Below are 11,729 nucleotides of genomic sequence, written 5' to 3' on the forward strand. Positions count from 1 at the left end.
TACAGGTGTTCAAATTATCCAACCTTCCCATCTCGATAAAGTGTCCAGCCGTGTTCCTGGCGCACAGTTTTGGACAAGGCTGTTTTCAACCTGACAAAAACTGAATATGACCAATCCTGTAACAAGTGAACACCGTCAGACCGGTTTGGGCGGGACAATCCGGTGCCACGCGCCTGTTCTGCTCTGGAATTGATGTTGCCAAATCGCAATGCATGGCGCATTTGCAGGTCGGGCAGCGCTCGTTTGGCGGGCAGAGACTGAAATAATAAGATACGGGTGCATTTGCGCGGATACTGCACCGAAATGACAAAAAAACGGGCGAAGGCATGAGCCTAGAACGACATAGTGAGATATCCGGCCGCGCGCCGCGCATTTTGTTTTACAGCCACGATACGTTCGGGTTGGGCCATTTGCGCCGTTCCCGTGCGCTGGCCGCCGCAATCACCCAGGCAGATCCGACGGCCTCCGCGCTGATCCTGACGGGCTCGCCCGTGGCGGGGCGGTTTACGTTTCCACGCCGCGTCGACCATGTGCGCCTGCCCGGCGTCACCAAGCGGGCCGACGGTTCATATGCCTCGCAGACCATTGGCATGGGCATCGAAGAAGTCACAGAGCTGCGCGCGCGCCTGATTCAGACCGCGGTCGAGCAGTACGATCCCGACGTCTTTATCGTGGACAAAGAGCCGACAGGGTTTCGGGGCGAGTTGCTGCGCACATTGGAAACCCTTGAACGTTCGCGCCGGACACGGCTTGTCTTGGGTCTGCGGGATGTTCTGGACGAGCCCGAGGTTCTGGCCGCCGAGTGGGCCAGAAAGGACGCAGTGGCCGCGACGGAGCGGTTTTACGACGAAATCTGGGTATACGGCTTGCGATCGGTCTACGATCCGACCAAGGGGCTGCCGCTCAGCCCGGCGGCGCAGTCCCGTATTCACTGGACAGGTTATCTTAGGCGCGATCTTGGCCCCGTTGGCGACCCACCCAAGCAGCCTTACGTGCTGATCACGCCCGGCGGCGGCGGAGACGGCAAGGCGCTCGTCAATCTGGTGCTGTCCGCTTACGAAAGCGACCCCGACCTGTCGCCAAGGGCGGTGCTGGTCTACGGACCGTTCCTGTCGGGCGAATTGCGGGAAGAGTTCGAAACGCGCGTTGCCGCGCTTGATGGGCGTGTTACCGCGGTAGGATTTGAATCGCAGATTGAAACCCTGTTTGCCGGCGCCACCGGAGTTGTCTGCATGGGCGGGTACAACACCTTTTGCGAGGTTCTGTCCTTTGACAAACGTGCGGTCATCGTACCGCGCACGACACCGCGCCTGGAACAGTGGATCCGGGCTTCCCGGGCCGAAAACCTGGGCCTGATCCGCATGCTGGACGAACGCCGGGAAGGGTTGACAACCGAGGCAATGATCCAGGCCATTCGCAATATTCCGCACCAGCCGCTGCCGTCAGAAGCCATCCGGGGCGGATTGTTGGGCGGGCTGGATTACGTGACCGATCGCATTGAGGTTCTGCTGGGCCGCAAACGGGATCGGGCCACCGGATGACCGCAGACCTGCCGAAACTGGCGGTGCTGGTCAAAGGTTGGCCGCGCCTGTCCGAGACGTTCATCGCCCAGGAACTGGTGGCCCTGCAAGAGGCTGGCCACCGCTTTGAGATTTGGTCCCTGCGCCGCCCAACGGATGTCAAGCGCCACCCTCTGCACGACCGATTTCAGGGTCGTGTCCATTACCTGCCCGAGTACTTGTACGAAGAACCCGGCCGTGTCTGGGCTGCCCGTCTTGTGGCGCGGGCTTTGCCTGGCTACAGCCAGGCATACCGCGTCTGGCGCGATGATCTGCGCCGCGACCCTAGTCACAATCGCATCCGGCGCTTCGGGCAGGCCTGCGTTCTGGCCGCCGAACTGCCGGAGCAAACGCTGGCGCTTTATGCGCATTTCATGCACACGCCCTCCTCGGTCGCGCGATATGCCGCGATCATGCGGGGATTGCCGTGGAGCTTTTCCGCCCACGCCAAGGACATCTGGACCTCACCAGAATGGGAGAAGCGGGAAAAACTGCGGTCCGACACGTTTGGTGCCACCTTCGGGGCCACTTGCACCGCAATTGGCGCAAAACACCTGCGTGGGCTTTCTGATGATCCCGCGCGGATTGAACTGATCTATCACGGGCTGGATCTGTCGCGCTTTCCGTCCCCTCCCAACCGTATGATCCGGGCCGCAAACGACCCGTTTCACATGCTGTCCGTCGGCCGGTTGGTCGAAAAAAAAGGGTTTGACCGACTGATCGACGCATTCGCCCTGTTACCGGATGCACTGGACTGGCACTGGACCCATATCGGGGGCGGTTCATTGAACAAACAGCTGCAGGAACGGGCCGTCGCTGCGGGTTTGGCGGACCGGATCAGCTGGAAAGGTGCCTGCGATCAGCCCGAAGTGATCGAGGCGATGCGGCGTGCCGACCTGTTTGTTCTTCCCAGCCGGATTGCGGTGGACGGCGACCGTGATGGTTTGCCCAACGTGTTGATGGAAGCGGCCTCTCAGCAGTTGCCAATCCTGTCCACCCCGGTTTCCGCCATTCCCGAGTTCATCGAGACCGGCGTGCACGGTGTTCTGGCGGACGATGATCCCGCAGCGCTGGCATCCGCAATGTCCGGTGTTGCCGCCGATCCGGAAGAGGCGGCCAGAATGGCTGCGGCGGCTTACAAGCGCCTGATCACCGAATTCCAAATGGATCCCGGCATTGCCCGGCTGTCCGCCCGCCTGAACGCCTTGTGTCTGGAACCTGCCTGATGGCACGGGTTGCCTTTTACGCCCCCATGAAATCTCCGGACAGCCCGGTTCCCTCGGGCGACCGCGAAATGGCGCGCAATCTAATGAAGGCGATCGGCGCGCAGGGGGACAAGGTCGACCTCGTTTCCACGCTCCGCATCTATGACAAGACCGGAGATACCGGAATCCAGCAGGCGCTGCATGCCGCGGCACGGGTCGAAGTGGAACGCGTTCTGGACACGATGCCAGCCGAAACGGCTCTGTGGGTGACCTATCATAATTATTACAAGGCCCCTGATCTGCTGGGGCCACAGGTCTGCAAGGCCCGGGGTATTCCGTATGTGCAACTAGAAAGCACCCGCGCCTCCAGCCGGCTGAACGGCCCATGGGCCGATTTTGCCAGCGCTGCGCACCGGGCCTGCGATGCGGCGCGGGTGATCTACTATCACACCGCCAACGACCTGATCACGCTGGAACGGGACCGATTTGGCGATCAAATCCTGGCCGAGTTGCCGCCGTTTCTGCCCATTGCAGATCTGCCCGCCGTTTCGGAACGCAACGGGCCCATGCTGGCGGTCGGCATGATGCGGCATGGCGACAAGCTGACCTCGTACCGGGTTCTTGCCGACGCACTGGCCCAGCTTGACGGGGAATGGGCCTTAAATATCGTTGGCGATGGGCCCGCCCGACCCGAAGTCGAAGCACTGATGGCCCGGTTTAACGGGAAGGTGCGTATTCTGGGTCTGCTGGACCGGGCCGGGGTCCAAACTGCCTACCTAAAGTCGTCCTTTCTTGTCTGGCCCGGCGTGAACGAAGCCTATGGCATGATCTATCTTGAGGCTCAGGCCTGTGGCCTTCCGGTTGTTGCGCAGGACAGACCCGGTGTTTGCGATGTTCTGGCCCCCTCGGACCATCCGACTGTCGAAGCGGGCGCTCAAGGCCTGGCCGACCGGATGCAGCTGTTGCTGAATGACTCGGTCCTGCGCCGCGCGCTGGGAGAAAACGCGCGCGCGCATGTGGCAGCGCGCAACCTGATGCCCGAAGCCACCAGGCGCTTCTGGCAACACGCCCGCCCGCTATTGGGGGTGCCTACATGACCCGGCTTGCCCTTCTTCGCCATGGCCACACGCATTGGAACCGTGCGGGGCGCATTCAGGGGCGCAGCGATATTGCACTGGATGACGACGCGCAAGCCGAGCTTTCGGGTTCCGCCCTCCCTTCCCCGTGGGACACGGCCGAGCTGTGGTCCAGCCCTCTGACGCGTGCAAGCGAAACGGCGCGACTGGTGTCCGGACGCGCGCCGCAGACATCAGACGCCCTGATCGAAATGAACTGGGGGGCCTGGGAGGGTAAGCGTGGCGTTGACCTGATCGCAGATGCCAGCAGCGGTTACCGCCATATCGAGGACTGGGGATGGGATTTCCGCCCCCCAAACGGAGAAAGCCCGTCCGACGTCCGAGCCCGTCTGGCCCCTTGGCTGTCAGGCCTGCAAAGGGACACACTTGCCGTCTGCCATATCGGTATCATGCGGGTCATTCTGGCGCAGGCCTGGGGGTGGGACTTTAACGGCCCCGCACCCTTCAAAATCAAGCGCAACCGGCTGTATATCGTCGACATGAGAAACATGCACCCTGATCCCGAACCAGTTCGCCTGCTGCGCCCGAAGGGCAGTTCATGAAGGTTCTGATCGTAGTCACGCACCTGTTGGGCACTGGTCATCTCAGCCGTGCCCTGACACTTGGGCGCGCCTATGCGCGGGACGGGGCTGAGGTGTTGGTCGTATCTGGCGGGATGCCCGCACCGCAACTGAACAGTGCGGGGCTGACGCTTTTCGGGCTGCCTCCCCTGCGGTCGGATGGAACGGACTTCACGCGACTTCTGACCGAAACAGGCTCTGTTGCGGACGACATATATCTGTCAGCCCGGATCGTCGCGCTGACGCAGGCCGTTCGGCGTTTTCAGCCGGATGTTCTGATCACCGAACTGTTTCCGTTTGGTCGGCGCTCGCTGGCCCGAGAGTTCACGGCTGCCCTTGAAGCAGCACATGGCCTGCCGCGCCGCCCGCTGATTCTGGGGTCGATCCGCGACATCCTTGCGCCGCCCTCCAAACCAGAGAAAGCTCATCGCGCACTTGCGATGGTGATGCGGTACTATGACGGCATCCTTGTCCACTCGGACCCAAAATTCACGAAACTGGATGTCAGTTGGCCTGTCACGGCTGAGCTGTCCGAGCGGTTGCACTACACCGGTTTTGTTGCCCCACCGGCACCGCAACCGCACGCGGACGGCGTCGGCCGGGACGAGGTCATCGTCAGCGCCGGTGGCGGATCGGTGGGCCAGCCGATCTTTCGCGCGGCCATCGAGGCCGCCCAAAAGATGCCAGACAGGCGCTGGCGCCTGCTGGTCGGCGGACGAGACGCAAGCGCGCGCATCGCCGATCTGTCGAAACAGGCCGAAGGCACCAACATCACGCTGGAACCGGTCCGGCCGGATTTTCGTGAAATGCTTCCAATTGCCGCCGCTTCGGTCAGCATGTGCGGTTACAACACTGCGCTGGATATTCTGCAAAGCGGAACGCCGGCGGTTTTCATACCCTTTGACGACGGCAATGAGGTCGAACAGGGTTTGCGCGCTCAAAGCCTTGCAGATCTTCTGGGCATCGGGGTGCTGCCCAGCGCCCGGTTAAGCGGCACTGCTCTGGCCGAGGCTGTCGGCACAGTCTTGTCAGACGGTGCACGCGTGGTTCCGACACAAGGGTTCGATGGCGCACGGAAAGCCGTCGAGATCACGAAAACGCTGCTGGAGCGGTGCCGATGACCGCAAACTGGAACCCTCTGACACACGAACTGAAACTCTGGTCGGATGCAGAGTTGACCCTGCCGCTTTGGTGGCGGGACGACGATGCGGTAACCGTGACGCCGCAGCTTGAAACCCTGTCGGCTCTGTCTTGCCGCATCGGCCTGCCCGTACATCTTGCCGTAATCCCCCGCGACGCAGACCAAGCCCTGGTCGATTATGTCGCGCAGCATTCCGAACTGGTCCCGGTGGTGCACGGGTGGTCCCATCAAAACCATGCGCCGACCACCGAGAAAAAAGCTGAATTCCGCCTGCATCGTCCAATGGCGCAAATTGCGCAGGACGCGGGGGCTGGGTTTTCGACTCTGCACAAACTGTTCGGCGACCGGCTCAGGCGTGTTTTCGTTCCGCCATGGAACCGCATCACCCCCGAAGTGGCGCAGGTTTTGCCCGATCTCGGCTATCGCATTCTGTCAACGGCAACGCCGCGTGCGTCAAGGCTGGCCGCGCCTGGTCTGGAACAGGTGAATACCCATCTGGACCCGATCGACTGGCGTGGGACACGGGGACTTGTTGATCCGGACATACTGATCACCCGAACCGCAGGCTTCCTGCGCGACCGGCGCGAAGGTCGCGCGGACAATGCCGAACCGTTTGGCGTGCTGACCCACCACCTGGTGCACGATCCAGACATCTGGCGATTTACCGAAACCCTGCTGGCCAGATTGCTGGACGGACCCACAGAAATCTGGGTCGCCCCCCCCATCCGATACACCCACGGAGTACCCGATGAGCCGACTTGATTCCATGCTGCGCCGCCTGACCGCGCAACGCGACGGTCTGAACTGGGCTGCAGCCCGGATCGCCGAAACACCTGGGGATATTCTGGATATGGGACTTGGCAATGGCCGGACCTATGACCATTTGCGGGAGATCCTGCCCGACCGGCGCATCTGGGTCATGGATCGCGTGTTGCAATGCCATCCCTCCAGCACACCCCCGGCCGAAGATTTTCTGCAGGGCGAGGCAGAACCGATGCTGGAAAAGCTGGCAGAAAACGGCCCCTGCATCGCCATGGCCCACTATGATTTCGGACGCGGCATCAAGGAAGAGGATGTTGCCGAGGCCACCCGCCTCAGCCCGCTGATCGCGCGGGTCATGCTGCCGGGCGGATTGCTGATCTCCGGCCAGCCCCTGGTGGGATTCAAGCAATTTGCCGGACCCGAGACCATAGCCCCGGACCGCTATCTGTTCTACAGGACCTGAGCGGCCTTTACCCTGCCGCTCTAAGCGACGCGGCGCCCTCGCGACCAAGCCGCGCTCAGCGCCGGAATACCATCGCGCAGGCGAAAGCGGATCAGATCGGCACGCAAACCCGCGCGCAGTTCACCCCGATCGGCCAGACCGGCGGCCTGCGCGGGGGTCTGTGTCACTGTCTTCAGGCCCTGCGCCATGTTGCCCCACAGCTCACCCAGCATCGTGGCGGACAGCAGCAGCGCCGACGGCACGTAGTCCGAAGACAGAATATCCAGATGTCCAAGTTCGGCCAGATCACGGGCGGCCACATTGCCCGAATGCGAACCACCCCGGATCACGTTCGGCGCGCCCATCATAACCTTGATGTCATGCGCATGGCAGGCCTGCGCCGCCTCGACCGTTGTGGGAAACTCGGCCAGACGAATGCCGTGACCGGCTGAGATACGAACCTGATCTGCTGTGGTGTCGTCATGGCTGGCAAGAACCGCACCGAACCTACGGGCGGCCTTGACCGCCTCGGTTTCGTGTTTGTCACCATTGCGTTCCCGCAGCCCCCTGAGCTGGGCCACGTGCCGCGTGAACATCGCGTCATCCATCGCGTATTTGCCCTTCAGATAGGCTTCAAGCTTGTTCATGTCCCGGAACTGCCGCTGCCCCGGCGTATGATCCATCAGCGAGACCAGCCCGACACGATCTTCGGGGCCGAATTCGGCCAACTCCTCGATCAGCGTTTCCGAACAGACCTCGGCCCGCAAATGCAGAAAATGGCTGATCTTCAATGCGTCCTGCTCGCGCAACTGCCACAGCTCGCGCGACAAACCCCGGGCATATTTTCCGTAACGCCCCGCGCCCGAAGGTATGGAACCCACGCGCATGGCATCAAAGACGGTCGTAATGCCGGTGCTAGCAAGTTCCGCATCATGGGCAATGATGGCCGCGGCGTGCGGCCAGTGTACGTTTGGACGCGGCTGAATGTGACGCTCCAGATTGTCGGTATGCAATTCGACAAGACCGGGGCTGACGTAATCGCCTTCGCAATCCGCCGCCCCCTTGGGGACTGCCACCCCAGTATCGACCTGAGCAATGGTTTCGCCGAGGATGCGAATGCTGCCCGTAACCGTTTCATCGGGCAAAACAAGCGTCGCATTGGCAAGGATCAATTCTTCTGTCATCTGAACTTCACGCAGTTTGGGCTATGGATCGGCCACACAGGTAGGAGGCCAATGTGACATTCACGCGATACGCGATCTATTTTGCGCCACCCGGCGACGCGGACTGGACAAGGTTCGCAACAAGCTGGTTGGGTTGGAACATGGAAACGGGCTCCGTGGCAGCGCATCCGTCCGTGGACGGCGTTGACGTAGCCACCGTCACCGAGGTTCCGCGCAAATACGGCCTGCATGCGACGATGAAACCGCCCTTCCGCCTGCACAAAACCCGAACAGCCGCAGAACTGCAGGACGCCTGCATACGACTGGCGGCATCCTACGCTCCGGTCAAGTTGGAGGGTCTGGAGATTGCGCGGCTCGGCCGCTTCCTCGCCCTGTGCCCCTTGGGAGACACCGCGAAACTTGGCGAACTGGCCGCCGCTTGTGTTCGCGATCTTGATACGTTCCGCGCCCCTGCGACCGACGCGGATCTGGCCCGCCGTCGTGGCAACGGCCTGACACCGGAACAGGACGCCAATCTGGTCAACTGGGGCTACCCTTACGTGTTGGATTCGTTCCGATTTCACATCACGCTTAGCGGCAAACTGGACAAACCCACCCTTCGCAGCGTTCAGGCAGCGCTTGCAACACACCTTGAACCGATGCTGCCAAACCCGTTTCGGATCGACGACTTGGCATTGGTGGGCGAGGCTGAAGACGGTCGGTTCCATCTGATCCATCGCTACGCTCTTTCCGGCTGAAGCCGGGACAGGATCTCATCCACTGTGGCATCAAGGGGCCCTGAGTTGTCGATTTCGATCACCCGGTTCAAACCTTCGGGCAGCGGAGCCTCCGCCCGACCCAGACGACGCGCTTGTTCCGCTGCACTTTCACGTCCGCGCGCCGACAGGCGTTGTGCCAGAACGTCCGGATCTGCGGTCAGCGTCACGACAATCAGCTCACCAAACACATCCTGCGCCTGCAACAGGACCGCACGCGACAGGTTGACCAGCAACGCCTCGGCCCTGCGGCGCTGATCCGCGACCCCGCCCGGAATTCCGTACTGCAACCCATGGGCGCACCAATGCAGCGCAAACGCGCCATCCTGTGCCATTAGTCGGAACATCTCGACCGGAACACGTTCGAAATCTTCACCGCCTTCGCCTTCGGGTCGCGTGATCACCCGCCGCACCCGCTGAATGCCGTCCACCCGCGCCTCCAACGCCTCCATCACACTGTCCTTGCCCACACCCGAAGGGCCAACAATCGCTATGACGGGGGCCAAGGTCATGCAGCCACCCCCGGCGTGAAATCCGAGACGTTGACCTCGCGATCGCACACCCGCTCCCGCGCCGCGACATCGTGGAAAATCCCGACAATCGCAGCGCCGCGCTCCTTCGCCTCCTGGATCAGCGACAGGACGGTTTCACGATTTTGCGCATCCAGACTGGCTGTAGGCTCGTCCAGCAGCATGGCAGGATATTCATGCGCAAGACCACGCGCGATGTTCACCCGCTGCTGTTCGCCGCCCGAAAATGTCGTCGGGCTGAGTGTCCAAAGGCGTTCGGGAATACTCAGACGCCGCAGCAACCCGGCCGCGCGGTCCAAGGCCGCCTGCCTGTCGCAGCCAACCGCCAACAACGGCTCGGCCACTACCTCAAGCGTCGGCACCCGGGGCACCACGCGCAGGAACTGGCTGACATAGCCCAACGTCTCTCGCCGTAACGCCAAAATCTCGCGCGGTTCAGCCCGCGCCACATCCACCCCGCCGACCCGCACCTGACCCGAGGCGGCCAGATAATTTCCGTAGATCAGCCGCATCAGGGTCGACTTGCCCGCTCCGGAGGCTCCGGTCAGGGCCACGCATTCACCCGGTCCGACTTGCAGACAGGCACCTTCCATCACCGGGATCACCGCGCCGCCCTGATTGTGCAGGGTGAAGCTCTTGCTCACGTTGACTAACTCAATCATCGCACTTCATCTTTTCCCAAATAGTCAAACCTGCAGAACGCTCGACACAAGCAGCTGCGTATAGGCGTGTTGCGGGTCGTCCAGCACCTGATCCGTCAACCCAGCTTCGACCACGCGACCATCCTTCATCACTATCAGCCGGTCTGCCAGCAGGCGCACCACGGCCAGATCATGGGTGACAATAATGGCGCTCAGCCCCATTTCACGCACAAGCCCACGCAGCAGATCCAGCAGACGCGCCTGAACCGAGACATCCAGTCCGCCGGTTGGCTCATCCATGAACACCAGCCGCGGTCCGGTCACCAGATTCCGCGCGATCTGCAACCGCTGCTGCATCCCGCCCGAAAACGCGGTCGGGCGGTCATCGACACGCTCTGCCTCGATTTCGACCCGGCCCAGCCAGTCGATGGCCTTGTGGCGGATATTGCCGTAGTGACGATCGCCGACCGCCATCAGCCGCTCGCCGATATTGCCGCCGGCACTGACCGACATGCGCAAACCATCCCGCGCATGCTGATGCACAAAAGCCCAGTCGGTACGGCCAAGCATCCGACGTTCGGGTTCCGACATGGTAACGGTGTCAACCGGTCCATTCGCCCGAGTTTCAAAGATCACCTGACCCGCATCCGGTTCCAGATGCCCCGCCAGGCAGTTCAGAAGGGTCGACTTGCCTGACCCGCTTTCGCCCACGATCCCCATCACCTCGCCAGGGTAGAGGTCGAAGCTTACATCCATGCACCCGATCCGTGCACCATAGCGTTTCCGGATGCCTTTGACCTGCAACAAAGGGGTCATGCCGCGCTCTCCTCAGCAAATCGGCCCACATGGCCTGCCTCACGGCGTGACCGGCAATAGTCAGTGTCAGAACAAACAAACATCCGGTTGCCCGCATCATCCATGATCACCTCGTCCAGATAGCTGTCCTCGGCCCCGCACAGATTGCACGGATGGTCGGCCTTCGTCGCTTCAAACGGATGGTCTTCGAAATCGAGGCTCACGACTTTGGTGTGCGGCGGGACCGCGTAAATCCGCTGCTCCCGGCCCGCGCCAAACAGCTGGATCGCATCCATTTCAAGCTTGGGGTTGTCGAATTTCGGGATCGGCGACGGGTCCATGACATAGCGGCCCGACACCTTGACCGGATAGGCATACGCGGTCGAAATCGCGCCGTGCTGGCTGATATCCTCATACAGCTTCACATGCATAAGCCCGTATTCCTCAAGGCTGTGCATCTTGCGCGTCTCTGTCTCGCGCGGCTCCAGAAAACGCAGCGGCTCCGGGATCGGCACCTGATAGACAAGTATCTGATCTTTGGTCAGCTTCGCCTCGGGGATGCGGTGGCGGGTCTGAATGACTGTGGCCTTGGCCGTCTCTTCGGTTGTCGCGACGCCCGCCGTATTCTCGAAGAACTTGCGGATCGACACCGCATTCGTCGTGTCATCCGCGCCCTGATCGATCACTTTGAACGTGTCATCAGGCGTCAACGTCGCCGCTGAAACCTGCACACCCCCGGTGCCCCAGCCGTAAGGCATCGGCATTTCACGGCTGGCAAACGGCACCTGATAGCCCGGAATGGCAAGGCCTTTGAGGATGGCCCGGCGTATCATTCGCTTGGTTTGTTCGTCCAGATATGCGAAGTTATACTCAGTCATTTGGCGTATCGTTTTGTTTTTTGGTGTTTTTGTGGACGTAATGTTAATTGGTTCGTTCTTATTGATCGTTTTCTTCTATTTGCTTTGGCACACCCGCCATGCAAAACGGCGACGTGAGGCGCAACAACGCGACCCAACAGA

Annotated in this window: 13 protein-coding genes; 8 read left to right on the forward strand and 5 right to left on the reverse strand. The window is 61.5% G+C overall.

Going from position 1 to position 11,729, the window contains the following annotated elements:
- Positions 1-326 precede the first annotated feature (326 nt).
- Genes ACR3EQ_RS10215 through ACR3EQ_RS10245 form a run of 7 tightly spaced genes read left to right on the forward strand, consistent with a single transcriptional unit; the run spans position 327 to position 6,826 of the window.
- Entirely contained in the window at positions 327-1,541 is a 1,215-nt protein-coding gene (locus ACR3EQ_RS10215) for a glycosyltransferase family protein (RefSeq protein WP_480490548.1), read from the forward strand.
- Positions 1,538-2,785 carry a glycosyltransferase family 4 protein gene (locus ACR3EQ_RS10220; RefSeq protein ID WP_480490550.1) on the forward strand — a complete coding sequence of 416 codons (1,248 nt, stop codon included), beginning with the start codon at positions 1,538-1,540 and terminating at the stop codon, positions 2,783-2,785. Before ACR3EQ_RS10215 ends, ACR3EQ_RS10220 begins: the two co-directional genes overlap by 4 nt.
- Entirely contained in the window at positions 2,785-3,861 is a 1,077-nt protein-coding gene (locus tag ACR3EQ_RS10225) for a glycosyltransferase family 4 protein (RefSeq protein WP_170619446.1), read from the forward strand. The genes ACR3EQ_RS10220 and ACR3EQ_RS10225 overlap by 1 nt, the downstream gene beginning before the upstream one ends.
- Entirely contained in the window at positions 3,858-4,442 is a 585-nt protein-coding gene (locus tag ACR3EQ_RS10230) for a histidine phosphatase family protein (protein ID WP_170613511.1), read from the forward strand. The genes ACR3EQ_RS10225 and ACR3EQ_RS10230 overlap by 4 nt, the downstream gene beginning before the upstream one ends.
- Entirely contained in the window at positions 4,439-5,581 is a 1,143-nt protein-coding gene (locus tag ACR3EQ_RS10235; protein WP_170613513.1) for a glycosyltransferase, read from the forward strand. Before ACR3EQ_RS10230 ends, ACR3EQ_RS10235 begins: the two co-directional genes overlap by 4 nt.
- Positions 5,578-6,363 carry a polysaccharide deacetylase family protein gene (locus tag ACR3EQ_RS10240; RefSeq protein ID WP_170815897.1) on the forward strand — a complete coding sequence of 262 codons (786 nt, stop codon included), beginning with the start codon at positions 5,578-5,580 and terminating at the stop codon, positions 6,361-6,363. Before ACR3EQ_RS10235 ends, ACR3EQ_RS10240 begins: the two co-directional genes overlap by 4 nt.
- The gene (locus tag ACR3EQ_RS10245; protein WP_170816773.1) at positions 6,350-6,826 is read left to right on the forward strand and encodes a class I SAM-dependent methyltransferase; all 477 of its coding nucleotides are present in this window, start codon (positions 6,350-6,352) and stop codon (positions 6,824-6,826) included. The genes ACR3EQ_RS10240 and ACR3EQ_RS10245 overlap by 14 nt, the downstream gene beginning before the upstream one ends.
- Positions 6,827-6,846: 20 nt before the next feature.
- On the opposite strand, the gene ACR3EQ_RS10250 is transcribed toward ACR3EQ_RS10245, so the two are convergent.
- Positions 6,847-7,989: an alpha-D-ribose 1-methylphosphonate 5-triphosphate diphosphatase gene (locus tag ACR3EQ_RS10250; protein WP_170613519.1), complete on the reverse strand. Its 1,143-nt coding sequence runs from the start codon at positions 7,987-7,989 to the stop codon at positions 6,847-6,849.
- 53 nt (positions 7,990-8,042) lie between these two features.
- On the opposite strand from ACR3EQ_RS10250, the gene ACR3EQ_RS10255 reads away from it, so the two are divergent.
- A complete protein-coding gene (locus ACR3EQ_RS10255) occupies positions 8,043-8,726 on the forward strand; it encodes a DUF1045 domain-containing protein (protein WP_170613521.1) in 684 nt (227 codons plus the stop codon).
- Here ACR3EQ_RS10255 and phnN read toward each other — a convergent pair.
- Genes phnN through ACR3EQ_RS10275 form a run of 4 tightly spaced genes read right to left on the reverse strand, consistent with a single transcriptional unit; the run spans position 8,708 to position 11,588 of the window.
- Positions 8,708-9,256, reverse strand: coding sequence for a phosphonate metabolism protein/1,5-bisphosphokinase (PRPP-forming) PhnN (gene phnN, locus ACR3EQ_RS10260; protein ID WP_170613523.1), 549 nt, complete (start codon positions 9,254-9,256; stop codon positions 8,708-8,710). The two genes, ACR3EQ_RS10255 and phnN, sit on opposite strands and share 19 nt — an antisense overlap.
- Positions 9,253-9,936, reverse strand: a complete 684-nt coding sequence (phnL, locus tag ACR3EQ_RS10265; protein ID WP_170613525.1) for a phosphonate C-P lyase system protein PhnL — start codon at positions 9,934-9,936, stop codon at positions 9,253-9,255. Before phnL ends, phnN begins: the two co-directional genes overlap by 4 nt.
- 24 nt (positions 9,937-9,960) lie before the next feature.
- On the reverse strand, positions 9,961-10,731 hold the full coding sequence (gene phnK / locus ACR3EQ_RS10270) for a phosphonate C-P lyase system protein PhnK (RefSeq protein WP_170613527.1): 771 nt from the start codon (positions 10,729-10,731) through the stop codon (positions 9,961-9,963).
- Positions 10,728-11,588 (reverse strand): alpha-D-ribose 1-methylphosphonate 5-phosphate C-P-lyase PhnJ, encoded by an 861-nt coding sequence (locus tag ACR3EQ_RS10275; protein ID WP_480490553.1) that lies wholly within the window; start codon positions 11,586-11,588, stop codon positions 10,728-10,730. The genes phnK and ACR3EQ_RS10275 overlap by 4 nt, the downstream gene beginning before the upstream one ends.
- Between the last annotated feature and the right edge of the window lie 141 nt (positions 11,589-11,729).

Source organism: Ruegeria sp. AN11 (assembly GCF_056536005.1).

Bases quoted from the DNA above. Each gene is read 5' to 3' on its own strand.
- ACR3EQ_RS10215 (WP_480490548.1), top strand. From the start codon at position 327: ATGAGCCTAGAACGACATAGTGAGATATCCGGCCGCGCGCCGCGCATT.
- ACR3EQ_RS10220 (WP_480490550.1), top strand. From the start codon at position 1,538: ATGACCGCAGACCTGCCGAAACTGGCGGTGCTGGTCAAAGGTTGGCCG.
- ACR3EQ_RS10225 (WP_170619446.1), top strand. From the start codon at position 2,785: ATGGCACGGGTTGCCTTTTACGCCCCCATGAAATCTCCGGACAGCCCG.
- ACR3EQ_RS10230 (WP_170613511.1), top strand. From the start codon at position 3,858: ATGACCCGGCTTGCCCTTCTTCGCCATGGCCACACGCATTGGAACCGT.
- ACR3EQ_RS10235 (WP_170613513.1), top strand. From the start codon at position 4,439: ATGAAGGTTCTGATCGTAGTCACGCACCTGTTGGGCACTGGTCATCTC.
- ACR3EQ_RS10240 (WP_170815897.1), top strand. From the start codon at position 5,578: ATGACCGCAAACTGGAACCCTCTGACACACGAACTGAAACTCTGGTCG.
- ACR3EQ_RS10245 (WP_170816773.1), top strand. From the start codon at position 6,350: ATGAGCCGACTTGATTCCATGCTGCGCCGCCTGACCGCGCAACGCGAC.
- ACR3EQ_RS10250 (WP_170613519.1), bottom strand. From the start codon at position 7,989: ATGACAGAAGAATTGATCCTTGCCAATGCGACGCTTGTTTTGCCCGAT.
- phnN (WP_170613523.1), bottom strand. From the start codon at position 9,256: ATGACCTTGGCCCCCGTCATAGCGATTGTTGGCCCTTCGGGTGTGGGC.
- phnL (WP_170613525.1), bottom strand. From the start codon at position 9,936: ATGATTGAGTTAGTCAACGTGAGCAAGAGCTTCACCCTGCACAATCAG.
- phnK (WP_170613527.1), bottom strand. From the start codon at position 10,731: ATGACCCCTTTGTTGCAGGTCAAAGGCATCCGGAAACGCTATGGTGCA.
- ACR3EQ_RS10275 (WP_480490553.1), bottom strand. From the start codon at position 11,588: ATGACTGAGTATAACTTCGCATATCTGGACGAACAAACCAAGCGAATG.